This is a genomic window from Streptomyces sp. NBC_00237, from assembly GCF_026342435.1.
GTDB lineage: Bacteria > Actinomycetota > Actinomycetes > Streptomycetales > Streptomycetaceae > Streptomyces.
In genome coordinates this window covers 477,899-502,395 of the sequence record NZ_JAPEMT010000005.1, presented here as the reverse complement: position 1 = coordinate 502,395, position 24,497 = coordinate 477,899, and the positions used below count along the sequence as shown (strand labels likewise).

Here is a 24,497-nt window from a genome sequence, read left to right as displayed (position 1 = left end):
GCCGCTGGCGCTCCTCGTACTGCTCGCGGTCGCCGGATGCACGTCGTCGCCGGACCCGTCGCAGGACCGTGCCGACGCCCCGGCCCCACGCCCGCAGGCCGTGGGCTCGCCCCCGCCGTCCCGCCCCACCCCGCAGCCCTCCCCCACCGCCTCTCCCACCCCCACGACATCGGGCGGCACGTCCCGCCCGCCTTCCTCCTCACCGCCACCCCGGAAGGGCGCCACCACCCGCCCCGCCGCCCGGGGCATCTGGCAGCCCCGCCCCGGGACCGCGTGGCAGTGGCAACTGGACGGCCGGGTCGATCCCCGTACCGACGTACCCGTCTACGACATCGACGGATTCGTGAACAGCGCGGCCGACGTGGCGCGGCTGCACGCCGACGGCCGCAAGGTGATCTGCTACGTCAACGCCGGTGCGTGGGAGGACTTCCGCCCCGACAAGGGCGACTTCCCGAGGTCGGTCCTCGGCGGCCCGAACGGGTGGGAGGGCGAGCGCTGGCTGGACATCCGCCGGATCGACGTACTGCGCCCGCTCATGGAGCGCCGCTTCGACATGTGCAAGAAGAAGGGCTTCGACGCGGTCGAACCGGACCTGATGGACGCCTACCTCAACGACACCGGCTTCCCCCTCACCGCCGCTCACCAGCTCACGTACAACAAGCTGCTCGCTTCCCTGGCTCACGAACGCGGTCTGGCCGTCGGCCTCAAGAACGACCTGGAACAGATCCCGCAGCTCGTCCGTCATTTCGACTTCGCGGTCAACGAGGAGTGCGCGGAGTTCGACGAGTGCGCACGGCTCCGTCCCTTCATCACCGCGGGCAAGGCGGTCTTCCATGTGGAATACGCCTTGCCCAACGGCGAGTTCTGCGCGGACTCCCGGCGGCTCGGTCTGTCCTCGATGCGCAAGAACCTGGGTCTGGACCCTTGGCGCAGGCCCTGCTGACGCTCGTTCGCGGGTCAGGTCAGATCGAAGGCCCCGGCCCTGGCGTTGACCACGAAGGCCCGCCACTGCGCCGGGTCGAAGATGACGGAGGACCCCACGGGGTTCGCCGCGTTGCGCATCGCGATGAACCCTTCCACGAAGGCGATCTGCACGTCCCCCGCCCCCTTGCTGCCGGACTGCCAGTCCGCCGCGCTGAGATCGAGCTCCGGCCTCGCCCGCCCCACCAGTTCCTGTTGCGTACTCGTCGCCACCGTCGCACTCCCCTCACATCGTCGTCGTCCGCCAGCAACACTAGCCATCACGCCGTACGACGGACAGGGTCCGACGGCCGCTCCCCCCTCGGCCGGGGGCCCGGCGGCAGGGCGCAGGCCGGTGTGCCGCCGGGCATCCGCTCGCGGTTGTTCGCGACGAGCCGGTAGCTGCCGTGCGCGAGCAGCCGTACGAGAGGCAGGGTGAGCAGCGCCCCCAGGACGGCCCACCCCCGCCCCGCGCTCAGGAGAACTTTCGCGACGGCCTGCGCCCCACCGTGCACGGCCCCGGCCGGGGTTACCCACAACACCTCGTGCTCGGCCCGCTGTCGGGTGACGCCGAGAGCTTCGAGATCGGCGAACTGCCAGGGAACGCTCGCGCACCGGGGCCGCAGTCGTCGCTCGGCGAACTGCACGGAGGTGGTGCAGAAGGCGCAGTCCCCGTCGTACACGAGCACAGGTTGGTTCGGCATGCCCCCATCATGCCGCGCGCCCTTCAGCCGACGGCCCTTCGCCCGGCGGCCCTTCACGTCGATGTCCGTCAGCTCGCTGAGCAGCCTGCCCACGGCTCGCGCGCCCGGCTCGGTGGATCTGCGCGGCGAGCTTGCACTGGCGGGGGTGGCGTCTCCCCTGCTGGAGCGAAGCCGGGAGCTTGGGGAAGTTTGACGACAACGCCGCAGGGGCCCCCTGGTCCTCAAGACCTTGGGGGAGGGCGCGCCAGGGAACGCGACCGCGACAGGATCCGCCGGGCAGGCCCTAGGCTCGCGTGCATGGAGTCGGTCGTGGCAACAGGCGTGTGGCTGTATGACAACGCTGTGCCCACAACGGTGCTCGTGGTCATGCTGGACTACGACTTCTGGTTCGGTATCGCCGAGGCAGAGGGCGATCTGGAGCCGGGGGAAACCCCGGAACTCAACTCGGAGGGCCATCTCTACTATGTGAGGCATCAGCCGGGTTGGTCCGAGACGGATCGTTGGTTCTGGCCGGACTCGCCAGGGTTTGACACCCTGGCGGAGGCGGTCACGGCTGCGGAAGCCGTCGTCCCAGGTCCGATCGTGTGGCAGTAGGGACGCCCACGGCTCCTTCCGGCCGAAGCGGCTGCGGGTCCGCCTCGCCGCCCTCTCGGCGGGCCACGCTCGTCACCCGCCCGGCCGGTCCGCCCCCACCACCCACATGGCGAAGAACTGGGAGCCGCCTCCGTAGGCGTGGCCGAGGGCCGTGCGGGCGTCGGGGATCTGGTGGGCGCCGGCCCGGCCGCGTACCTGGAGGGCGGCCTCGGCGAAGCGGATCATGCCGGAGGCGCCGATGGGGTTGCTGGACAGGACGCCGCCGGAGGGGTTCACGGGGAGGTCGCCGTCGAGTTCGGTGACGCCTGATGCGGTGAGTTTCCAGCCTTCGCCCTCTCCTGCGAAGCCCAGGTTTTCGAGCCACATGGGTTCGTACCAGGAGAAGGGGACGTACATCTCGACGGCGTCGATCTGGCGGCGCGGGTCGGTGATTCCGGCCTGGTGGTAGACGTCGGCTGCGCAGTCCTTGCCCGCCTGCGGGGAGACGAAGTCCTTGCCCGCGAAGAGGGTGGGTTCGCTGCGCATCGCCCCGGCGTGGACCCAGGCGGGCGGGTGCGGGGAACGGGCGGCACCGGTGCGGTCGGTGAGGATCATGGCGCAGGCGCCGTCGGACGAGGGGCAGGTCTCGGAGTAGCGGATGGGGTCCCAGAGCATGGGCGAGGACTGGACCTTCTCCAGGGTGAGGGTGGGGTCCTTGAGGTGGGCGTACGGGTTTTTGAGGGCGTTGCGGCGGTCCTTGTAGGCGACGAGGGAACCGATGTGGTCGGGGGCCCCGGTGCGGCGCATGTACGCGCGGACGTGCGGGGCGAAGAAGCCGCCGGCGCCCGCGAGGAGGGGTTGCTGGAAGGGGACGGGGAGGGAGAGGCCCCACATGGCGTTGGACTCGGACTGCTTCTCGAAGGCGAGGGTGAGGACCGTGCCGTGGACGCGGGCGGCGATGAGGTTGGCTGCGACGAGTGCCGTCGAGCCGCCGACGGAGCCCGCGGTGTGGACGCGGAGCATGGGTTTGCCGACCGCGCCGAGTGCGTCGGCGAGGTAGAGCTCCGGCATCATGACGCCCTCGAAGAAGTCGGGGGCCTTGCCGATGACGACGGCGTCGATGTCCTGCCAGGTCAACTCGGCGTCGAGCAGGGCACGTTGGGCCGCCTCCCGGACGAGCCCGGCGATCGAGACGTCGTGTCGGGCGGAGACGTGGGCGGTCTGGCCGATGCCGACGACCGCGACGGGTTCTTTGTGGCTGGTGCGGCTGGTGCGGCTGGCGCGTGGGGTGCTCACCGGGGGTCTCCTTCCAGGACGGCTACGAGGTTCTGCTGGAGGCACGGGCCCGAGGTGGCGTGGGCCAGGGCCGCGTCGGACTCGCCCCGGTGGATGCGGGCCGCCGCCTCCCCGATGCGGAGGAGACCGGCGGCCATGATCGGGTTGGCGGCGAGCGCCCCGCCGGACGGGTTGACCGTGATGTCGTCGCCGAGGCCGAGTGCCTTGCGCAGGACGACTTCCTGGGACGTGAACGGGGCGTGCAACTCCGCTGTGTCGAGGCGCACTTCGTACGCTCCCGCGCGTTCGGCGGCGAGCCGGGTGGACGGTGAGTCGGTGAGGTCGCGGACGCCGAGGCTGTGGGCCTCGATGCGGTGGTCGATGCCGCGTATCCAGGCGGGGCGGGAGCAGAGCTCTCGGGCCCGGTCGCCTGCGGCAAGGATGACGGCGGCGGCTCCGTCGCTGACGGGAGGGCAGTCGGTGGTGCGGAGGGGGTGGACGAGGTAGTCGCCCGACGGGACCTCGCCCTTGACCTGGGCATGCGCGTTGGCCCGGGCGTCGGCCCTGCTGCGGGACGCGACCGAGGCGAGGGCGCGTTCGTCAGTGTCGCCCGCGTCGATGAGGGCCTGCGCCTGGAGGGCGGCGAGCGAGACCGAGTCGGGCCAGAGGGGGGCCAGGTAGTAGGGGTCGAGCTGGCGGGTCAGGACGTCGCGGACCGAGCCGGGCGAGGACTTGCCGTACGCGTAGACGAGTGCGGTGTCGGCCTCCCCGGTGAGGATCTTCACCCATGCCTCGTACAGGGCCCAGGCCCCGTCCATCTCGACGTGCGACTCCGAGATCGGCGGCCAGGCGCCGACGCCGTCGAGGGCCATGGTGAAGGAGAACGCGCGGCCCGCGAGGTAGTCGCTGGAGCCGGAGCAGGTGAACCCGATGTCGCTGGTCCTGAGGCCGGTCTCGTCGAGGACCTGGTGCAGGACGGGCATCAGCATCTCGACTTCGGACAGTTCGTCGGTGCGGCGGCGGTGGTCGGTCTGCGCGAAGGCGACCACGGCGACGTCGCGCACCGGCCGAGCAGGGGTCGGCGGCATCTCAGATCAGCTCCTTGTACGCGTCGTAGTCGGCGTCGGGCTCGCCGGTGGGCCGGTAGTGGTCGGGGTAGCGGGCGCCGTCCGTCCACACCGGTTCGACCCGCAGGCCCATCCGGACCTCGTCGTACGGGATGCCCGCGATGCGGCCGTGCAGGGCGAGGTCGGCCCCGTCGAGGGCGATGTGCGCGTAGACGTACGGGACGTCGATGTCGAGGTTCTTCGCCTTGATGTTGACGATGCAGAAGGTGGTGACGGTGCCGCTGGGGCCGACCTCGACCTGTTCGGCGGTGGCGATGCCGCAGGTGGGGCAGGCCCCCCGGGGCGGGACGTACACCTTCTGGCAGGAGGGGCAGCGTTCGCCGACGATGCGGTGGTCGGCGAGGGCGGTGAGGTAGTCGGTGGGGGCGCGGCCCGGGGTGTAGGTGTAGTCGAGGCGGGCGGGGGCGGTGAGGAGGGTGGTCATGTCCTCGAACTCACCTCTGTGCACGCTCACTTCGTGCTTGTTGGTGCTTTCGTGCGGCTCGAAGCAGGCGATGTCGGTGATGGCGCCGGTACGTTCCTCGGCCCAGCGGACACGGACGCGCATGCCGGTGCGGAGGTGGTCGGGGCCGGGGGCGTCGAGGACGTGCAGGAGGGCGGTGTCGGCGCCGTCGAGCTTGACGAGGACCCAGGCGAAGGGGGTCGCCAGGGGCTGGAAGGGGCGGGGGGAGGGGTTCCAGGCCCAGGTGGTGACGGTGCCGGTGGGGGCGACTTCGACGAGGTCGCGGAGCTCTTCGGCGGTGACGGGGTCGTACTCGGTGGGCGGGACGAGCACCTCGCCCGAGGTGGTCCTGACGCCGAGAAGGGTGCGGTGGCGCAGGCCGGTGAGGAAGGCGGACTGGACGGGACCGAGGGAGCGGGTGAAGGGGAACTCGACGGTGAGGGGGGCTTTGAGGGCGGGCATGTGATCTCCGATCTCGGGGTGCGGATTCGGATCGCGGCCCGGGTTCAGGCCCGGGCTCGGGTGCGGGTTCAGCCCGGCCTCGGGCGGGGCCCGGCTTCGGGTTCGGGCTCGGGCTCGGGCCTTGGCTCGGGCTCGGGCCTTGGCTCGGATTCAAGACCGGCCTCGGGTTCGGCCCGACCTCCGGTTCGGGTTCGGTCCGGTTTCAGACTCGGGTCCGGGTATTGGCTCGGATTCGGGACCGACCTCGGGCCCGAATTCCGGTTCAGCCTCGGGCCCGCGTTCGGGTTCGGGCCGGGCTGCGTGGTTGGCCGCTCCGGGCGGCCGGGGGCGCCAGGTGGCCCGCCCCCTACCGCCGCCGGAACACCGCCCCCCGACCCTCCGCGAAAGCCCTCGCCCCCTCCTTCGCGTCCTCCGTGTCGAAAATCGGCCACCCCTTCTTGAGCTCCGCCGCCAGCCCCTCCCCCTCGCTCATCTCCGCCGTCTCGTAGACCGACGCCTTCACCGCCTCCACCGCCAACGGCCCGCAGGCGTTGACCTGTTCGGCGATCTCCAGCGCGCACTCCAGCGCCGTCCCGTCCGGAACGACCCGCCCGATCAGCCCGATCCTGGCCGCCTCCTGCGCCCCGTACGGCCGCCCCGTCAGCAGCATCTCCAACGCGTGCGTCCGCGCGATCTGCCGTGGCAGCCGCACCGTCGAGCCGCCGATCGGGAAGAGGCCGCGGCGCACTTCGAAGAGGCCGAAGGTCGCGGAGGCTCCCGCGACCCGGATGTCCGTCCCCTGGAGGATCTCGGTGCCGCCCGCCACGCAGTGGCCCTCGACCGCCGCGATCACCGGCTTGCGCGGCCGGTGGTGGCGCAGCATCGCCTTCCAGTGCAGGTCGGGGTCGGCCTTCATCCGTGCGCGGTACGTGTCGCCCTCTCCGCCCATCCCCCGCGTTCCGGCCAGCGCCTTGAGGTCCATCCCGGCGCAGAAGCAGCCGCCCGCCCCCGTGAGGACGACCGACCGCACGGAGTCGTCCGCGTCCGCCGCGAGCCAGCCGTCGTACAGCCCGACCAGCATCGGCAACGACAACGCGTTCTTCGCCTCGGGCCTGTTCAGGGTGAGCACGAGCGTGGCGCCCTCGCGCCGTACGGCGAGGTGTTCCGTGCCCGGCTCCGCACCCCTCGCACCCGACCTCGCACCCGATTCCGTATCGGACATGACCGTCCTCCCGTCGTCAGACCTGGAACAGGTTGCAGGAGAGCCCCCGCCACTTCAAGAGTTTTCTGACAGTCAGTCAGATTTCTTCGGCGTACACCCTTCCCACTTGAAGCACCCTTTGCTGTGATGGCCGACACATCAACTCGCCTGTGCACAACCGGGGTTCAGGAGGAACGGTGGAGTACAACCTTGCCGACCTGTTCGAGTCGGTCGTCGACGTGGTCCCCGACCGCGAGGCGCTCGTGTACGTCGACCATCCCGGTACGGGCGCGGAGCGCCGCCTCACCTACGCCGAACTCGACTCGGCCGCCAATCGCGTCGCGCACCACCTCATCCACGCGGGGCTGAAGCCGGGCGAACACCTGGGGCTGCACCTCTACAACGGCGTCGAGTACCTCCAGACGGTGCTGGCCTGCCTGAAGGCGCGTCTCGTACCGGTCAACGTCAATTACCGTTATGTGGAAGAGGAGTTGGTCTACCTCTATCGCGACGCGGACCTCGCCGCGCTGGTCTTCGACACCGAGTTCACCGAGCGGGTGGCAGCCGCCCTGCCGCGCACCGGGAAGCTGCGCCATCTGGTCCGGGTGGGCGGGCGGCCCGCCGACGCCCCGGCCGTCGACTGCGTGGAGTTCGTGGACGCCGAGGCTTCCGGGTCAGCGGGAAGGGGCTTCCCCGACCGTTCCGCCGACGACCTCTTCATCATCTACACGGGTGGCACGACGGGCATGCCGAAGGGGGTGATGTGGCGTCAGGAAGACCTGTTCTTCGCTGGGTTGTTCGGCGGGGACCCGACGGGCAGTCCGGTGAGGCGGCCCGAGGAGCTGGCCGAGAAGGTCGCGGCCGGTGGTGCCGGTCTCGCCTTCTTCCCCACTCCCCCGCTGATGCACGGCACCTCGACGCTGACGTCGTTCATCGCCTTCCACTACGGGCAGCGGGTGGTCATCCACCGCAAGTACGTACCGGAGGAGGTGCTGCGGACCATCGAGAAGGAGCGGGTGTCGAGCGTGTCACTGGTCGGCGACGCGATGCTCCGCCCCCTGATCGACGCCCTGCACGGCCCGCTGAAGGGCACGGACCTCTCCTCGCTCTTCAGCGTCTCGTCCTCCGGGGCGATCATGTCGGACACGGTGCGCGCCCAGTTCCAGGAGCTCGTGCCGAACGTGACGCTGCTCAACAACTTCGGTTCGTCGGAGTCCGGTTCGAACGGGAAGGCCACGGACGACTCCGGCCCGGAGAAGGGGTTCCGGCTGGAGGTCAACGAGCGCACGAAGGTCGTCGACCCGGCGACGTACGAACCCGTGGGCGTGGGCGAGATCGGCAGGCTCGCCCAGTGCGGACACGTCCCGCTCGGCTACTACAACGACCCGAAGAAGACCGCGGAGACCTTCTTCCAGCGCGAAGGGCAGCGCTGGGTGCTGCTCGGCGACATGGCCACCGTCGACGGCGACGGCATCGTCACCGTCCTCGGACGCGGCTCGCAGTGCATCAACACCGGCGGCGAGAAGGTCTACCCGGAGGAGGTCGAGCAGGCCCTGAAGGCCCATCCGGACGTGTACGACGCGCTGGTCGCCGGGGTTCCAGACCCGAAGTGGGGCAACCGGGTCGCAGCCGTCGTCCAACTCCGCGCAGACGCCGCCGTTCCCGACCTGACAGCCATTCAGGAACACTGCCGCACCCGGCTCGCGGGCTACAAGATCCCCCGGAAGCTGGTGATCACCGACCGGATACACCGCTCGCCGAGCGGCAAGGCGGACTACCGCTGGGCAAAGGCGGAGGCCGCACGGGAGAGGTAACGGCCGGACGGAAGGGTCAGCGGCCGGGCGGAAGGGGCCTCGGCTCACGGCCGCGCGGACCTCACCGCCCCTTCGGTTCCCGCAGCAGCGCACGCATCGCCCGCCCGAAGACCACCCGGCCCGCCGCCGCCAGCAGCGGGTCGCACATCCGGGGCAGCCCGCGCAGCCGCAGATCCTCCGTCCAGATCACGTACGCGCCCGGGCCGCCGTCCGGTACGGGCCGTACGTCGATCTCGGCCCACCCCGTCACCGCCCGGCCGCTCTTCTCCAGTCGGCAGTGCTCCGGCGGCCGCCACTCGACGACTTCCATGGGGTCGTCGAATCCGATCCTTCCGATCCGGGTACGGGCCACGAACCGGGTGCCCTGCCGGGTCGGCGGGTCGGTGCCGAAGACCATGTGGGTGAAGGGGACCTGGGCGGCGTGCCGTTCCCAGGCGGTGAGCCTGCGCCAGGCTTCGTCCGGGGCGAGGGGCGTGCGGTGTGCGATGCGGAAGAGGGCCACGGAACAAACGGTACGCACTCAACGCGGCGTGGGCCTGTCGGAGTGTCACGGACCCGTCACACAGCCGGTGGCGTTCTCCCGGTTGCGGGGGTCCCGGCCGCAGCATGGAGCCATGTACACGCACCAGCGTTTCACCACGGTCGGCGCGCTCGCCGCCGCAGTCCTGCTCGCCGCTTCCGCCACCGCCACCGCCTGCGTACTGCCGACGGGCGGCGGTCCGCTGCCGCGCTGCGCGGAGCGGAACCTGACGGTCGGGGCGGCTGCCGCCCCGACCCCCGACGTCCTCACCGTCCGCTTCACCAACAAGGGCAAGCACGCCTGCACCGTCGACCGCATCCCGACCGTCACCTTCGGGGGCCTGGACGGGTCGGCCCGCCCGAATCCCCCGGTCGGCAGTGCCCCGTACCGGGTGGCGGCGGGCGCGAGCGCGTACGCCTCGGTGCGCACCGTGCTCGCGCCGCCGACGCCCGGCGATGTGCGCCTCGTACGGGACATCGGGGTGGCGGCGGATCCGGCGCACCGCGGGGTGCGGATCACGGCCGCGTCGCTCGGCCTGCCGAAGGGGGTCAGGGTCTACGACCCGGTGACCTCCCTGTGGCAGCCGAAGGCCCCCTGACGCGACTGTCGACTTCCGCCCCCTTACTTCGTCAACCTGGCTTCTTGTACACGGAGTTGCAGGGTGGCCAGGTCGAGGAGCGGAGTGGCCACGCCGAGGGCGCGGGCCCGTGCCACGAGGTCGCCGAAGAGGTGCTCGGCCTCGGAGGGCAGGCCCGCCGTCATGTCCCGGAAGAGGGAGGTCGTGAGCGGGGAGCCGGTCTCGGTCGCCATCCCCGACACCAGGTCCCGTACGTCCTGGGGCAGCTCGTGCCCCGAAGCGGCGGCCACGGCTGCCGCTTCGGCCAGGGCGGCGGGGCCGAGGGCATCGCCGCCCGGTGCGGCGACGACCTCGCCGACGCTGCCCCGGCCGAGGATGTTCACGGTGCTCACCGTCACGATGAAGGACCACTTGGCCCACATGTCGCCGAGCGTGTCCGTGGACGCCTTCGCCTCGATTCCGGGTACGGCGTCGAGCAGCGCGGCCGTCCGCTCGGCCCGAGCGGGGTCGCTGCCGTCGAAAGGCCCGAAGTCCAGAGTCGCGAAAGGGGCGAGGCGGACGATGTCGCCGTCGTCGTTGAGGGTGGTGATGATCTTCGCGACACCGCCCCAGACCCGGTGCGCGCCGAAGCGGGCGGCGAGCGGATCGAGGTGGGCGAGGCCGTTGAGGACGGGCAGGATCACGGTGTCCTGGCCGACGGCGGGCGCGAAGTCCTCGATCGCGGGGGTGAGGGCGGTGGCCTTCACCGTGAGGAGGATCAGGTCGTACGGGGCCGGGTCGGGCGCGGCGGCGAGTTCGGCGGCGGTGGTGAACTGCGGGGTCACGTGCTCGTCGGGCTCACCGAGGCCGGTGAGGCGGAGGCCGCGCCGACGGAGGGTGTCGGCGCGGTGGGGGCGGACGAGGAAGGTGACGTCGTGTCCGGCTTGGACGAGGCGGGCACCGAAGTAGCCGCCGGTGGCACCGGCGCCGATGATCAAGATTCGCATGGGGGCCTTCTCTTGGGGCGGGAGAAAATTCGGCCCGTCCGGCGTTCGAGGACGCGCGGGCGAAGCCCGTGCAGGGGGCGAGGGGCATAGCCCCCATCCGTGACCCCAGCGCCGTCAACGGGCCGCGTCGCGGCCCACCTTCGCCGCCCACATCACCAACGGCACCTGGAGCGGAATCCGCGCGTACGCCCCTGCCCGGAGGGCCGTCGGCTTGTCGCGCCAGTCGCGGGCCATCTTCAGGTGCGCGGGCAGGATCGCCGCGAAGAACCCGGCGGCGGCCAGCCCGCCCGCCCTCCGCGTCTGCGGTACGGCGATCGCGGCGGCGAGCAGCAGTTCGGCGACGCCGCTCGCGTGCGTCCAGGTGCGCTGCTCGCCCGGCAGGAACTCCGGAACCATGGCGTCGAACAGCTTCGGCACCACGACATGGGCGGCGCCCGCCCCGGCGAGCAGGCCGACGAGCAGACGGGCGGATCGGTCGTTCGCGGTCAACTCGGGCCTCCGGTGAGGGGTGGGGAAGGGTTCTTCGGACGTGCGGCCAGAAACATCCTGATAGACGGATCGTCAGCAGCAGCTCTCCGAGATCAGTAAATACCGAAGCCCCGCAGTTCCGCCAGGAATCCCGTCGGATCGTTCCGGTGGATCAGGTGACCCACCGGGATCGTCACCCTGCGGGCGCCCGGGATCAGTTCGGCCAGTTCCCGCTGGCCCGCACCGGGCAGGAAGCTCGCCTCGCCGCCCCAGATCACCAGCACCGGCGCGGTGATCTTCGCCAGCCCCGCCTCCCATTCCGGGTCGGGGTGGTTGGCCCCTTCGTCGGTCGCCGGGACGACGTCCCAGTCGAAGGCGAGGGCGTCGGTCTCCTCCTGCGGAGGGCGCGGTTCGGCGGGCCGAGGGGGGACGATCGGGAACGGCGGCAGTGCGTCCTCCAGCACCAGCCTGGCGATCTGCTCCGGTCGGGCCTGGGCGACCTGGAGCGCGATGGCGCCACCCATGGAATGCCCCACGAGGTCGATCCGGTCGAGGCCCAGGGCGTCCATGACCTCGCCCACGTCCAGCGCGAGTCGGGGGTACGCGTAGTCGCCGGGCCAGTCGCTGAGGCCGTGCCCTCGCGTGTCCAGGGCGTACACCCGGCGGGTGGCGGACAGGTCCTCGGCGATGCCGGTCCAGTCGGCGCTGTTCATGCTGCGGCCGTGCAGCAGGACGACGGGCGGGGCGGCCGGGTCGCCCCACACGCGGTAGGCGATCCGGTTCCCCCCGGCCAGCCGCACGCCGTGCACGGCGGGGTCGAGGAAGGCGGCGACCGTACGGACGAAGCCGCGCGGGTCGTCGAGCCACGGGAAGTGCCCTCCCCCTGCCTGTACGGCGACCTCGCCGTGCCGGAACAGGGCCGCGATCTCCGCCGCCTTGACCGGGTCGGGGGCTCCGTCGAGTTCTCCCGCCAGCACCAGCACGGGCGCTTCGAGCGCGGCCAGCGCCTTGCGCACGGCGGGCCCGTCGACGTGCTGCGGGTCGATGTAACGGGCGGCGGCGGCCGGGTTGCGCTGGTCGGCGTCCGCTGCGGCGTGGGCGCGGGCCGCGTCGTCCCAGCGGCCGTAGAAGAACGGGTCGACGGACACCTCGGTCCCCTGCCCGGCGAGCCGTGCCTCGTACGCCGCGTACGCCTCGGTGAACCAGGTCTCCCCCGCGCGCAGTCGGGCGGCGGCGAGGCGGTCCTCCGGCGCGATCAGGACGCCCGCCTCCCAGGCGGTCGGGGTGATCAGGGCGAGGCTGCGCACACGGTCGGGGTGGGCGGCGGCGTAGAGGATGCCGAGGTTGCCGCCTGCGGAGTGGGCCAGGACGTCGACGCGGTCCAGACCCAGGTGGACGCGGAGGGCCTCGACGTCGGCGACCTGGCGGGCGCAGCGGTAGGAGTCCTCGTCGGCGGGGGTGCCGGAGGCTCCGGTGCCACGCAGGTCGAGGAGGACGAGCTGGCGGTGGGCGGAGAGGCCGCCGAGGTCCCCGAGGTACTCCGAGGCGCGCATCGCTCCGCCGGGGAGGCAGAGGAGGGGTTCGCCGGTGCCTGTGAGGTGGTAGGCGAGGTGGGTTCCGTCGGGGGCGGTGAAGGTCGGCATGGGGGCCATCCAAACAGGTGGATGGGGCGGGTGCGTGCCGGGGGTTGGGGTGGGGGGCGGGGGCCGGTCCGCTGTAGCGCGGGCACGCGACCGGGGCGCCGTCCTGCGCAGGCCGTCTGCGGCGAGGCCCCGGTGCGTCGTGTGTGCGGTGTTCCCCCGATCGCCGGTGGTGGGATGGGGTTCAGGCCGCACATCGGTACAGCCCCGCGCCCCTTCCCTCAAGCGCTCGCCACGCGGCTGGTCCCATTACGTGCGGGAGCGTCGTGCCGGGGCGCGCCCGCGCGGCGGAACCGCACATCGGTACGGCCCCGCGCCCCTGCGGGCACTACAGCTCCGGGCCGCCCTCGTTTGCGGCTTCTACCGCGGCCACTCCGGCAGGAGTCCAGGCTCCGCCCGGGGCGATGTAGCCCTTGCCCAGCCACTTGTCGAACTGCTGGAGCGCCGTCACCGGGTCGTCCGCGTACTCGATCTTGTCGGGGTTCCACCAGCCGGTCGCCTTCAGCCGGTCCAGTTCCTTGGACGCCGCGTCCGGGTCGCCGGTCAGGACGACGTCGGGCTTCGCCGCGCTCTGGGGCTGCCCGGTCGGGGCGGCCGTCGCGGTCGGGACGGGTGCGGGCGGCGGCGGGGTGGCCGTCACCGTGACGGTCGGCCCGGGGGCGGTGACCGTCGTCGTGACGGCGGGGACGGGTTTGTCGTCGCCGCAGGCGGCCAGAACGGCCGCCCCCGCCACCCCCATCAGCACGGCCACTGCGGTTCTGCGGAGTCGACGCTGCGTCACGGACTGCTGCATTTCGGGGTCCTTGCCTTCGATCCGGTTCTTCCTCGTTCAACCGATACCCTCCAGTTTGGGGTGTTTTGCATCGCCGGTGCGGGCGGGACACCCGGAAGTCCGTCGTTCCGCCCCGTACGACCTCTTGCCAGAAGCCCTCCCGCCCTGAATTACTGGCCCCGTACGCACCACGACCGAATGATCGGTAGTCCATTTTGGCGAGGAATGGGCGTGGCGAACGGGCGCCGGGAACGTGCGCGAGGAACGGGAGAGTGATCCATGAAGGCGCTGCTCGACGCGACGGAACGGCTCGGCCGTGAGGAGCTCGAAGTCCTCCAGCTGGAGCGGTTGCGGAGCACCCTGCGGCACGCTTACGCGAACGTGCCGCACTATCGGGCGGCCTTCGAGACGGCGGGGCTGAAACCGGAGGACTGCCGTTCGCTCGCCGACCTCGCGCGGTTCCCGTTCACCACCAAGGCCGACCTGCGCGAGAACTACCCCTTCGGGATGTTCGCCGTACCGCAGGACGAGATCCGCCGTCTGCACGCCTCCAGCGGCACCACGGGCCGCCCGACCGTCGTCGGGTACACCGAGAACGACCTGTCGATGTGGGCCGACATGGTGGCCCGCTCCATCCGGGCCGCCGGGGGGCGGCCCGGCCACAAGGTCCATGTGGCGTACGGGTACGGCCTGTTCACGGGCGGGCTCGGGGCGCATTACGGGGCGGAGCGGCTCGGCTGCACCGTCATCCCGGCGTCCGGTGGGATGACGGCCCGTCAGGTGCAGCTGATCCAGGACTTCGAGCCCGAGATCATCATGCTGACCCCGTCGTACATGCTCACCCTGCTCGACGAGTTCGAGCGGCAGGGCGTCGATCCCCGGTCCACCTCCCTCAAGGTCGGCATCTTCGGGGCGGAGCCCTGGACGCAGGAGATGCGCCGGGAGATCGAGGAGCGGTTCGCGATCGACGCGGTCGACATATACGGACTCTCCGAGGTCATCGGGCCCGGGGTGGCACAGGAGTGCGTGGAGACCAAGGACGGGCTGCACATCTGGGAGGACCACTTCTATCCGGAGGTCGTCGATCCGATCACCGGGGAGGTGCTGCCGGAGGGGTCGGAGGGGGAGCTCGTCTTCACCTCGCTGACCAAGGAGGCCATGCCGGTGATCCGTTACCGGACCAGGGACCTGACCCGGCTCCTGCCGGGCACGGCGCGCACGTTCCGGCGGATGGAGAAGATCACCGGGCGCAGCGACGATCTGGTGATCGTGCGCGGGGTGAATCTCTTTCCCACGCAGGTCGAGGAGATCGTGCTGCGCACCCCCGCGCTGGCCCCGCACTTCCAGCTGCTGCTGACCCGGGAGGGCCGGATGGACTGTCTGACCGTACGGGCCGAGGCGCGGGCGGACGCGAGCGGTACGGAGCGGGAGGCCGCCGCGCAGGCGGTCGCGGCGGCGATCAAGGACGGCATCGGGGTGTCCGCCCGCGTCGAGGTGGTGAGTCCTGAGACGCTGGAGCGGTCGGTGGGCAAGTTCAAGCGGATCGTGGACCAGCGGCCCAAGTAGCCGCAGGGCGAGTCCCTTCCGCCCCTCCCGCTACGTGGAGAACCTGTCCCGGAGTTCCCGCTTGAGGATCTTCCCGCTCGCGTTGCGCGGCAGCTCGTCCACGAACACGATGCGCTTCGGCGCCTTGAAGTGGGCGAGCTTCTCGCGCGCGTAGGCCAGGAGTTGATTCTCCGTCAGGTCGGTGTCGCGCGGTACGACGACGGCCGTGACCGCCTCGATCCAGCGCTCGTCCGGCAGCCCGATCACCGCCGCCTCGGCGACCGACGGGTGCGTGTAGAGGGCGTCCTCGACCTGGCGGGAGGCGACCAGCACTCCCCCGGAGTTGATGACGTCCTTCACCCGGTCGACGATCGTGAAGTAGCCCTCGGCGTCGCGCACCGCCAGGTCGCCCGAGCGGAACCAGCCGTCCGTGAAGAGGCCGCTGTCGTCCATGCCCCAGTAGCCGAGGCAGAGTTGGGGTGAACGGTAGGCGATCTCGCCCGCCGTGCCGTCCGGGACCTCCGTGCCCTTCTCGTCGACGACGCGCGCCTCGACGTGCCGTACGGGACGGCCGCACGAGTCCATCCGGCCCTCGTGCTCCTCGGGGCGCAGCACGGTGGCGAGCGGGCCGATCTCGCTCTGGCCGAAGCAGTTGTAGAAGGCCAGGGCGGGGAGGCGGGCGCGGAGCCGCTCCAGGACCGGGACCGGCATGATCGAAGCCCCGTAGAAGGCTTTGCGGAGCCCTTCCAGCGAACGGGTCCCGAAATCGGGGTGGTTGGCGATCGAGATCCACACCGTGGGCGGGGCGAAGAAGCTGTCCGCGCGGCCCGCCTCGACCAGGTCGAAGAGCGCGCCCGCCGCGGGCCCGTCCAGGAGGGTGTTCTCCGCGCCGACCGCGAGGTAGGGGAGGAGGAAGACGTGCATCTGGGCCGAGTGGTAGAGCGGCAGGGCGTGGACGGGGCGGTCGGCCTCGGTGAGGTCCAACGCCTCGATGGCGCTGGCGTACTCGTGCACCAGGGCGCGGTGCGTCATGATCGCGCCCTTGGGGTCGGCGGTGGTGCCCGAGGTGTAGAGGAGCTGCACGGGGGCGAGCGGGTCGTGGTCCGACGCGTACGGGACCGGGGTCGTCAGCACCTCCAGGAGCGAGTCGGGCGCGTCGCGCAGCGGAAGGACCGCGAAACCCCCGGGGACGCGGTCGGCGAGGTCCGGGTCGGCCAGCACGAGGGAGCTGCCGGACTGGCCCAGGATGTACGTCAGGTCGTCGCCGGTGAGGTTCTGGTTGACCGGGACGTGGATGAGTCCGGCGCGGGCGCAGGCCAGGTAGGTGATCAGGTACGCGTCCGAGTTGTGGCCGTACGTGGCGACCCGGTCGCCCTCGTCGAGGCGGCGGTCGGTGCGCAGGTGGGCGGCGGCGGTGCTGACGGCCGCGTCGAGTTCGGCGTACGTCCAGGAACGGTCCCGGTAGTGCAGGGCGAGGCGGTCGGGGGTGCGGCGGGCGGTGGCGCGCAGCACGCCGTCGACAGTGCCGTCGAGGAGGCCGGAGGGAAGGCCGGACGGAAGGCTGGAAGGGAGGCCGGGGGTCCCTGGTGTCGTCATGGCGTGATCCTGCGGTGCCGTGCGCGCCAAATCAAGAGAATCGAAGCAGCGACATACCGTCCGGGATGTTGACAGGTACCGACCGGTAATGACTGAGTGGCACCACATGTCACGGCCGACTCTCGCAACTCCTCTGTTGCGACGCCTTGTTGGGAGGCACGTTGTCCCTCCGGACCCGTACGAGATCCCTCACCGTCGCCGCGGTCGCCCTGCTCACCGCGGCCACCGCACTGTCGCCAACGGCTTCGGCCGACGGCCGGGGCCAGGAGCGCCGCCCCTCGGGCGGCGGGCTCTCCGCCCTCATCCGGTACACCGAATACGGCATTCCACACATCCTCGCCAAGGACTACGCCAACCTCGGCTTCGGCAACGGCTGGGCGCAGGCCACCGACCAGACGTGCACCCTGGCCGAGGGCTTCGCGACCGTACGGGGAGAGCGCTCGCGGTTCTTCGGTGCGGACGGGAAACCGGACGGCTCGCTGTCGTCGGCGTCGACGAACCTGGCGAGCGACTTGTTCTTCCAGGGCGTCCGGGAGGCCGGTACCGTCGAAAAGCTGATGGCGCGGCCCGCACCCGTGGGTCCCGGCAAGCAGGTCAGGGAGCTGATGCGGGGCTGGACGGCCGGGTACAACGCCTGGCTGAAGCAGCACCGGGTGAGCGATCCGACGTGCAAGGGCGCCCCGTGGGTGCGGCCGGTGTCGCTGACGGACGTACAGCATCTGAACTACGCGTTCTCCGTGCTGGGCGGGCAGGGGCGGGGCGTCGACGGGATCACCGCCGCGAAGCCGCCGGGCGCGGCGGCTCCGCGTGCAGGTGCGCAGTCCCGTGGCGGCGCGACGCCGGTGGACCCGGGTGAGGCCGCGCGGAAGTTCTTCGACACCTCGGACGCGGCGATGGGGTCCAACGCCGTCGCGTTCAGCGGGAGGACGACGGCGAACGGGCGGGGGCTGCTGCTCGGCAATCCGCACTACCCGTGGTCGGGCGGGCGGCGGTTCTGGCAGTCGCAGCAGACCATTCCGGGTGAACTCAACGTCATGGGCGGGTCGTTGGTCGGTTCGACGACGATGTCGATCGGGCACACCTCGCGGATCGCCTGGAGCCACACGGTCGCCACCGGCACCACCATGAACCTCCATCAGCTCACACTCGCCCCCGACGACCCGACGGTGTACGTCGTGGACGGCAAGCGGGAGGCGATGACGAAGCGGACCGTGACCGTGCCGGTCAAGGACGGCGAGCCGGTGACCCGCACCCAGTGGTGGACCCGGTACGGGCCCGTCGTCACCGGGCTCGGCGCGCAGCTTCCGCTGCCCTGGACGGCCACGACGGCGTACGCGCTGAACGACCCCAACGCGACGAACCTGCGCGCCGGGGACACCGCGCTCGGGTTCGGCAAGGCGCGGGACGTGGCGGGTGTCGAGGACGCGCTGCGCCGGACGCAGGGGCTGCCGTGGGTGAACACGATCGCCTCCGACTCCTCGGGCGGTTCGCTCTTCACGCAGTCGCAGGTGCTGCCGCGCATCACGGACGACCTGGCGCAGCGGTGCTCGACGCCGCTCGGCAGGGTCACGTATCCCTCGGCGGGGCTGGCGGTCCTGGACGGTGCGCGGACGGACTGCGCGCTGGGTCGTGACGAGGACGCCGTCGAGCCGGGGATCTTCGGGCCTTCGAAGATGCCGACGCTGAAGAACGCGCCGTACGCCGAGAACTCCAACGACAGCGCTTGGCTGACCAACGCCGACCGGCCGATCACCGGGTACGAGCGGGTCTTCGGCACCCTCGGCACGCAGCGCTCGATGCGTACGCGCGGCGCGGTCGAGGACGTGGCGGCGATGGCGAAGAAGGGTCGGCTGACGGTCGCCGACCTCCAGAGGCAGCAGTTCGCCAACCGGGTTCCGGCTGCGGACCTGACGGTGGACGAGGTCGTGAAGGGCTGCGAGGAGCTCCAACTCGGCGCCGCGTGCGCGGTGTTGCAGCGGTGGGACCGGAAGATGGACACCGGGAGCCGGGGGGCGCTGCTCTTCGACCGGTTCTGGCGGGCGCTGGTGTCGTCCGTGCCGGGGGAGACGCGGTGGAGGACGCCGTTCGCCGCGGCGGATCCGGTGCGCACGCCGCGCGGGCTCAACACGGCGGCCCCCGGGTTCGCCTCGGCCCTGAAGGGCGCGGTGGCCGAATTGCAGGCGGCGGGGATCGCGCTGGACGCGCCGCTGGGTCAGAACCAGTTCGTCGTACGCAACGGCAAGCGCATCCCCGTCCACGGCGGGACCGAGTCGCTGGGCGTGTGGAACAAGGTCGAGCCCGTGTGGAACGCGGCGGGCGGGGGCTACACCGAGGTGACCACCGGGTCGAGCTACCTCCAGGCGGTCGGCTGGAACGGCGGACCGTGCCCGGTGGCGAAGACCCTGCTGACGTACAGCCAGTCCTCGAATCCGGACTCGCCGCACTACCGCGACCAGACGGAGCTGTACGCGGGCGAGAAGTGGGTGGAGTCGAGGTTCTGCGAGGGGGACGTGCTGACCTCGCCGAAGCTCAGGGTGGTGTGGGCGAGGGAGCGGTGAGCGGCCTCCTTCACCGATAACAAGATCATTAACCGGCCCCGGGCGCAGATTCACTACTTCGGTGGTGATCGCCCGGGGCCGGTGCCGTACGGGCCGCCCACCTGCCTAGCGTGAGGCGGATCGGCGCCCAGTGCGCCGGATCGATGCTGCGACCACCGTCGAGAACCGCTGTCGAACCGGGAAGGCGATCACCCGAACCATGCCTCAGCCCTTCACACTGCCAGAGTTCTACATGCCGTATCCGGCCCGGCTGAATCCGCATCTGGAGCATGCTCGCGCACACTCCAAGGCGTGGGCCCGCGAGATGGTCATGATCGAGGGCTCGGACATCTGGGACGAGCACGACTTCGACAGCCACGACTACGCGCTGCTGTGCGCGTACACCCATCCCGACTGCACGGCCGAGCAGTTGGCGCTGGTCACCGACTGGTACGTGTGGGTGTTCTTCTTCGACGACCACTTCGTGGAGCTGTACAAGCGCCACCCCGACATGGTGGGCGCGAAGGCGTATCTGGACCGGCTGCCGATGTTCATGCCGGTGGAGGCGGGCGCGGCGGTGCCCGAGCCGACGAACGCGGTGGAGGCGGGGCTCGCCGACCTGTGGCGGCGGACCTGCCCGTCGATGACCGAGGCGTGGCGGCGCAGGTTCGCGGTCGCCACCGAGCACCTCCTCGAAGAGTCGATGTGGGAGCTGATGAACATCAGCGAGGGGCGGATCTCCAACCCCATCGAGTACATCGAGATGCGCCGCAAGGTGGGCGGCGCCCCGTGGTCGGCGGGGCTCGTCGAGTACGTGGCGAACGCCGAGGTTCCCGACGCGATCGCCGCCTCGCGGCCGATGTGCGTGCTGCGCGACGCGTTCTCGGACGGGGTGCACCTGCGCAACGACCTCTTCTCGTACGAGCGGGAGATCCTCGACGAGGGTGAACTGTCCAACGGGGTCCTGGTGATGGAGACCTTCCTCGACTGCCCGACGCAGGAGGCGGCGGAGCGCGTCAACGATCTGCTGACCTCGCGGCTCCAGCAGTTCGAGACGACCTTCCTCACCGAACTGGAGCCGCTCTTCACGGAGTTCGGCGTCGGGCCGCAGGAGCGGCTGGACGTGCTGGCGTACGTCAAGGGCCTCCAGGACTGGCAGGCCGGCGGCCACGAGTGGCACATGCGTTCCAGCCGGTACATGAACGGCGCGGGCGACGACGCGCACGGCCCGGCGTCGTACGCGCTGGGCGGGCCGACCGGACTGGGCACGGCCGCCGCCCAGTTGCTGAGCTCGCTGTCCGTGGGCGTTCCGGCCCGGCTGAAGAACGTGGCGGTGCACCGCTTCGAGAAGGTCGGACATCTGGAGATCCCGGATCTGGGCATGCCGTACGCGACCCGGCTGAGCCCGTACCTCGACGCCTCGCGGGAGAACGTGGTGGTCTGGGCGCGGGCCATGGGCATCCTGGACGAGGTGCCGGGGCTGCCGGGTTCGGGGGTCTGGAACGAGGAGAAGATCCGGGCGTACGACCTGCCGCTGTGCTCCGCCGGAATCCACCCGGACGCCACGCTCGCCGAGCTGGACGTCACCTCCGGGTGGCTGGCCTGGGGGACATACGGCGACGACCTCTTCCCGCTGCTGTACGGGCGGACGCTGGACCTGGCCGGGGCGAAGGCGGCCAACGACCGGCTGTCGCTGTTCATGCCCGTGGAGAGCGAGCCGGTGCCGGTGCCGGTGACTCCGCTGGAGCGGGGGCTCGCCGATCTGTGGCAGCGGACGGCACGGCCGATGGCGGTGGACGCCCGGAAGAAGTTCCGCAAGGCCGTCGAGGACATGACGGCGAGCTGGCTGTGGGAACTGGCCAACCAGGCGCAGGACCGGGTGCCCGACCCGGTCGACTACTTCGAGATGCGCCGCTTCACCTTCGGCTCCGACCTGACGATGAGCCTGTCGCGGCTCTCCCACGGGAACACGCTGCCGCCGGAGATCTACCGCTCGCGGCCGTTCCTGACGATGGAACGCGCGGCGATGGACTACGCGGCGTTGTTGAACGACGTCTTCTCGTACCAGAAGGAGATCGAGTACGAGGGCGAGCTGCACAACGGGGTGCTGGTGGTGCAGCACTTCCTCCAGTGCGGCATCGAGCAGGCGCGGGACGTGGTCGTCGATCTGATGAAGGCGCGGATGGCGGAGTTCCAGCACGTGCTGAGCGGGGAGATCCCGGAGCTGTGCGAGGAGTTCGGGCTGGACGAGGCGGCGCGGGGGGTGCTGATGCACTACGCGGAGGAGCTGAAGAACTGGCTGTCGGGGATCATGACCTGGCACGAGGGGTGCCGTCGGTACCGGGCGGAGGATCTGGTGCGGCTGCACGCGGAGCCCGCTGAGTCCCCGTTGCACGCGCCGCCCGCCGAGTCCCGGCCGGGCTGGCTGGCACCGACGGGAATCGGCACGTCGGCGGCACGCGTCGGAGAGCTGTGGGCGGGCCGGGGAGTGGGTGTGGTCTGAGCTCCCCGGACCCCTAGAGGTTCCGCCCGTCCCAGTACGGCTCCCGCAAGCGACGCTTGTAGAGCTTGCCGTTCGGGTCGCGGGGCATCGACGCGATGAAGTCGAGCGTCTTCGGGCGCTTGAACGCCGCGAGTTGCCCCGCGCAGTGGTCGAGGACCGCCGAGGCCAGGGCGTCCGAGGGTGCGTGCCCCTCGGCCGCCTCCACCACCGCCTTGACCTCCTCACCCCACTCCGCGTGCGGAATCCCGAACACCGCCGCGTCCGCCACCGCCGGGTGGGAGAGGAGGACCGCCTCGATCTCGGCGGGGTAGATGTTCACGCCCCCGGAGATGATCATGTCGATCTTGCGGTCGCGGAGGAAGAGGTAGCCGTCCTCGTCCAGCACGCCCAGGTCACCGACCGTGAAGAAGTCCCCGATCCGGTTCTTCCGCGTCTTCGCCTCGTCCTTGTGGTAGCTGAAGCCGCCCGTGTTCATCTTCATGTAGACGGTGCCGAGTTCGCCGGGCGGAAGGCGGCGCGCATCGTCGTCGAAGACGGCCAGTTCACTGATCGGCCATGCCTTCCCGACCGTGCCCGGCTTCTTCAGCCAGTCCTCCGCCGTGGCGAAAGCACCGCCGCCCTCGCTCGCCGCGTAGTACTCCTCGACGCAGTTCCCCCACCAGTCGATCATCGCCCGCTTCACGTGCTCCGGGCAGGGCGCGGCCCCGTGGATCGCGTGCCGCATGGACGTGACGTCGTACGAGCGCCTGGTCTCCTCCGGGAGCGCGAGGAGGCGGTGGAACTGGGTGGGGACCATGTGGGTGTGCGTGCAGCGGTGGGTGTCGATGAGGCGGAGCATTTCCTGCGGGGTCCACTTGTCCATGAGGACGAGAGGGTGGCCGATGTGCAGGGCCGCGCCCGCGAACTGGAGGACCGCCGTGTGGTAGAGCGGTGAGCAGACGAGGTGCACGTTCCCGTCGAAGGGCCTGATGCCGAAGATGCCCAGGAAGCCGCCGAGGTAGGACTCCTCGGGAAGCTTGCCGGAGAGCGGGCGGCGGATGCCGCGCGGGCGGCCGGTCGTACCGGACGTGTAGTTCATGACCCAGCCGAGGGTGCGGTCGGCGGGGGGTGACTGCGTTTGACCGGCGAGGAGTTGGGGGTACGGGGTGAAGCCCGGGATGTCGCCGACGGCGTAGCGGTGGGACGCGGGGAGGTTCGCCGCGTCCGCGGCGGCCGTGGCGGTGTCGCCGAAGCGTTCGTGGGCGATCAGGACCTTGGCGGCGGAGTCGGAGACGATCCAGGCGATCTCCGGTCCGGTGAGGTGGTGGTTGACGGGGACGAGGTAGAGGCCCGCCTGGGAGGCGGCGAGGTAGGCGGTGAGGAAGGCGACGCCGTTGGGGAGGACGACGGCGAAGGAGTCGCCGCGCGACAGGCCGGCCGCGCGCAGGCCGTGGACCAACTGGTTGGCGTTGGCGTGGAGTTGTGAGGCGGTCCAGTGGGCGCCTTCGGGGTCGGTGAGGACGGTGCGGTCGGGGTCGGCGGCGGCCTGGGCCCAGAAGCCGTTCGGGGGTCGCTCCGGGTCCGGGGCGGTCTCGGTCTCGGCCTTGGTCATGCGCGCTCAGCCCCTTCCGGCGATGCGGTTGATGCGGGTGACGGCCTTCTCGAAGCCCCGGGTGAGGTCGTCGAAGACGGCCTGGACGCTGCGTTCGGAGTTCATGCGGCCGACGATCTGGCCGACCGGGGTACCGAGGAGGGGTTCGACTTCGTGGCGTTGGATGCGGGAGTTGGCGTCGGCGACCAGGAGGCCCTGGAGCGGCATCGGGAGGGCGCCGGGACCGTTCGGGTCGTCCCAGGCGTCGGTCCAGGCGGTACGGAGCTGGCGGGCGGGTTTTCCGGTGAGGGCGCGGGAGCGGACCGTGTCGCCGGAGCCCGCGGCGAGGAGTTTCGCGGTGAGGGCGCGGGAGTGCAGGTCGGCCTCTTCGGTGGTGAGCCAGAGCGAGCCGAGCCAGGCGCCCTGCGCGCCGAGGGCGAACGCGGCGGCGATCTGCTCGCCCGTACCGATACCTCCGGCGGCGAGTACCGGCAACTCCCCTACGGCGTCGACCACTTCGGGGACCAGGACCATGGTGGCGATCTCGCCGGTGTGGCCGCCCGCCTCGTAGCCCTGCGCGACGATGACGTCGATCCCGGCTTCCGCGTGCCGACGTGCGTGCTGGGGGCTTCCGGCGAGGGCGGCGACGAGGACGTCGTGGGAGTGGGCGCGGGCGACGACGTCGGCGGGCGGTGAGCCGAGGGCGTTGGCGAGGAGCTTGATCGGGTAGTCGAAGGCGACGTCGAGCTGGTTGCGGGCGACCTGCTCCATCCAGCCGGTGATGCGCCACCCGGAGGCTTCCCCGTCGGCGAGTTCGGGGACGCCGTGCCGGGCGAGGATGTCGCGCACGTACGCGCGGTGCCCCTCGGGGATCATCGCCTCCACCTCGGCCTCGGTGACGCCCTCGACCTTCTTGGCGGGCATGACCACGTCCAGGCCGTACGGCTTGCCCTCGGTGTGCGCCTCCAGCCAGTCGAGGTCGCGGGCGAGGTCCTCGGGGGCGGAGTAGCGGACCGCGCCCAGCACGCCGAATCCGCCCGCCCGGGTGAGGGCCGCCGCCACGGCGGGGAACGGCGTGAAGCCGAAGAGGGCGTGCTCGACTCCCAGTTTCTGGCTCAGCTCCGTCTTCATGGGCGGCAGGATGCCGCAGGAGGGCGAAGAGCGGAAGAGCTTTTCTGATGCTGCGTCAGATTCTCGGGTGCTGTGGCGACCGTTGACACGGGCGGTGTGCTTTGGCCTGCTGGTG

At 71.1% G+C, this 24,497-nt stretch carries 21 protein-coding genes; 7 read left to right on the top strand and 14 right to left on the bottom strand.

What is annotated here, in order from left to right; translation table 11 throughout:
* Positions 1-100: 100 nt before the first annotated feature.
* Positions 101-943, top strand: coding sequence for an endo alpha-1,4 polygalactosaminidase (locus tag OG897_RS38030; protein ID WP_266664625.1), 843 nt, complete (start codon positions 101-103; stop codon positions 941-943).
* Positions 944-957: 14 nt separating this feature from the next.
* Here OG897_RS38030 and OG897_RS38025 read toward each other — a convergent pair whose 3' ends face one another.
* Together OG897_RS38025 and OG897_RS38020 are read right to left on the bottom strand one after the other, a co-directional pair.
* Positions 958-1,194: a DUF397 domain-containing protein gene (locus OG897_RS38025; protein WP_266664521.1), complete on the bottom strand. Its 237-nt coding sequence runs from the start codon at positions 1,192-1,194 to the stop codon at positions 958-960.
* A 47-nt stretch (positions 1,195-1,241) separates the two neighbouring features.
* Positions 1,242-1,664, bottom strand: coding sequence for a thiol-disulfide oxidoreductase DCC family protein (locus OG897_RS38020; RefSeq protein ID WP_266664519.1), 423 nt, complete (start codon positions 1,662-1,664; stop codon positions 1,242-1,244).
* A 297-nt stretch (positions 1,665-1,961) separates the two neighbouring features.
* On the opposite strand from OG897_RS38020, the gene OG897_RS38015 reads away from it, so the two are divergent.
* Positions 1,962-2,258, top strand: a complete 297-nt coding sequence (locus OG897_RS38015; protein ID WP_266664517.1) for a hypothetical protein — start codon at positions 1,962-1,964, stop codon at positions 2,256-2,258.
* A gap of 72 nt (positions 2,259-2,330) precedes the next feature.
* Here the strand turns inward: OG897_RS38015 and OG897_RS38010 are convergent, their stop codons facing one another.
* The 4 genes from OG897_RS38010 to OG897_RS37995 all read right to left on the bottom strand — a co-directional run bounded on the left by OG897_RS38010 (position 2,331) and on the right by OG897_RS37995 (position 6,744).
* Positions 2,331-3,533, bottom strand: coding sequence for a thiolase domain-containing protein (locus OG897_RS38010; protein ID WP_266664515.1), 1,203 nt, complete (start codon positions 3,531-3,533; stop codon positions 2,331-2,333).
* Complete coding sequence (locus OG897_RS38005; protein WP_266664513.1) at positions 3,530-4,600, bottom strand: thiolase domain-containing protein; 1,071 nt, start codon at positions 4,598-4,600, stop codon at positions 3,530-3,532. Before OG897_RS38005 ends, OG897_RS38010 begins: the two co-directional genes overlap by 4 nt.
* 1 nt (position 4,601) lies before the next feature.
* The gene (locus OG897_RS38000) at positions 4,602-5,543 is read right to left on the bottom strand and encodes a Zn-ribbon domain-containing OB-fold protein (RefSeq protein ID WP_266664511.1); all 942 of its coding nucleotides are present in this window, start codon (positions 5,541-5,543) and stop codon (positions 4,602-4,604) included.
* Between the two features lie 346 nt (positions 5,544-5,889).
* The gene (locus OG897_RS37995; RefSeq protein ID WP_266664509.1) at positions 5,890-6,744 is read right to left on the bottom strand and encodes a crotonase/enoyl-CoA hydratase family protein; all 855 of its coding nucleotides are present in this window, start codon (positions 6,742-6,744) and stop codon (positions 5,890-5,892) included.
* A gap of 176 nt (positions 6,745-6,920) precedes the next feature.
* Between OG897_RS37995 and OG897_RS37990 the strand changes: the two genes are divergently transcribed.
* Positions 6,921-8,537, top strand: coding sequence for an acyl-CoA synthetase (locus OG897_RS37990; RefSeq protein ID WP_266664507.1), 1,617 nt, complete (start codon positions 6,921-6,923; stop codon positions 8,535-8,537).
* Positions 8,538-8,598: 61 nt separating this feature from the next.
* Here OG897_RS37990 and OG897_RS37985 read toward each other — a convergent pair whose 3' ends face one another.
* Positions 8,599-9,039: an SRPBCC family protein gene (locus OG897_RS37985; protein WP_266664505.1), complete on the bottom strand. Its 441-nt coding sequence runs from the start codon at positions 9,037-9,039 to the stop codon at positions 8,599-8,601.
* A 112-nt stretch (positions 9,040-9,151) separates the two neighbouring features.
* Between OG897_RS37985 and OG897_RS37980 the strand changes: the two genes are divergently transcribed.
* Positions 9,152-9,655: a DUF4232 domain-containing protein gene (locus tag OG897_RS37980; RefSeq protein WP_266664503.1), complete on the top strand. Its 504-nt coding sequence runs from the start codon at positions 9,152-9,154 to the stop codon at positions 9,653-9,655.
* Between the two features lie 23 nt (positions 9,656-9,678).
* On the opposite strand, the gene OG897_RS37975 is transcribed toward OG897_RS37980, so the two are convergent.
* The 4 genes from OG897_RS37975 to OG897_RS37960 all read right to left on the bottom strand — a co-directional run bounded on the left by OG897_RS37975 (position 9,679) and on the right by OG897_RS37960 (position 13,521).
* Entirely contained in the window at positions 9,679-10,620 is a 942-nt protein-coding gene (locus OG897_RS37975) for a ketopantoate reductase family protein (RefSeq protein ID WP_266664501.1), read from the bottom strand.
* 114 nt (positions 10,621-10,734) lie between these two features.
* Positions 10,735-11,109, bottom strand: a complete 375-nt coding sequence (locus tag OG897_RS37970; RefSeq protein WP_266664499.1) for a hypothetical protein — start codon at positions 11,107-11,109, stop codon at positions 10,735-10,737.
* Positions 11,110-11,201: 92 nt separating this feature from the next.
* The gene (locus tag OG897_RS37965) at positions 11,202-12,731 is read right to left on the bottom strand and encodes an alpha/beta fold hydrolase (RefSeq protein WP_266664497.1); all 1,530 of its coding nucleotides are present in this window, start codon (positions 12,729-12,731) and stop codon (positions 11,202-11,204) included.
* A gap of 325 nt (positions 12,732-13,056) precedes the next feature.
* A complete protein-coding gene (locus OG897_RS37960; RefSeq protein WP_266664495.1) occupies positions 13,057-13,521 on the bottom strand; it encodes a hypothetical protein in 465 nt (154 codons plus the stop codon).
* A 258-nt stretch (positions 13,522-13,779) separates the two neighbouring features.
* Here OG897_RS37960 and paaK point away from each other — a divergent pair, with 258 nt between their 5' ends.
* Positions 13,780-15,066, top strand: a complete 1,287-nt coding sequence (paaK, locus tag OG897_RS37955; RefSeq protein ID WP_266664493.1) for a phenylacetate--CoA ligase PaaK — start codon at positions 13,780-13,782, stop codon at positions 15,064-15,066.
* 30 nt (positions 15,067-15,096) lie between these two features.
* On the opposite strand, the gene OG897_RS37950 is transcribed toward paaK, so the two are convergent.
* Positions 15,097-16,641 (bottom strand): fatty acyl-CoA synthetase, encoded by a 1,545-nt coding sequence (locus OG897_RS37950; RefSeq protein WP_266664491.1) that lies wholly within the window; start codon positions 16,639-16,641, stop codon positions 15,097-15,099.
* Positions 16,642-16,802: 161 nt separating this feature from the next.
* On the opposite strand from OG897_RS37950, the gene OG897_RS37945 reads away from it, so the two are divergent.
* Together OG897_RS37945 and OG897_RS37940 are read left to right on the top strand one after the other, a co-directional pair.
* Positions 16,803-19,199: a penicillin acylase family protein gene (locus tag OG897_RS37945; RefSeq protein WP_266664489.1), complete on the top strand. Its 2,397-nt coding sequence runs from the start codon at positions 16,803-16,805 to the stop codon at positions 19,197-19,199.
* A gap of 199 nt (positions 19,200-19,398) precedes the next feature.
* Entirely contained in the window at positions 19,399-21,681 is a 2,283-nt protein-coding gene (locus tag OG897_RS37940) for a germacradienol/geosmin synthase (RefSeq protein WP_266664487.1), read from the top strand.
* Between the two features lie 13 nt (positions 21,682-21,694).
* Here OG897_RS37940 and OG897_RS37935 read toward each other — a convergent pair whose 3' ends face one another.
* Together OG897_RS37935 and OG897_RS37930 are read right to left on the bottom strand one after the other, a co-directional pair.
* Positions 21,695-23,272: an acyl-CoA synthetase gene (locus tag OG897_RS37935; RefSeq protein WP_266664485.1), complete on the bottom strand. Its 1,578-nt coding sequence runs from the start codon at positions 23,270-23,272 to the stop codon at positions 21,695-21,697.
* A gap of 6 nt (positions 23,273-23,278) precedes the next feature.
* The gene (locus OG897_RS37930) at positions 23,279-24,382 is read right to left on the bottom strand and encodes a nitronate monooxygenase (protein ID WP_266664483.1); all 1,104 of its coding nucleotides are present in this window, start codon (positions 24,380-24,382) and stop codon (positions 23,279-23,281) included.
* Positions 24,383-24,497: the final 115 nt, after the last annotated feature.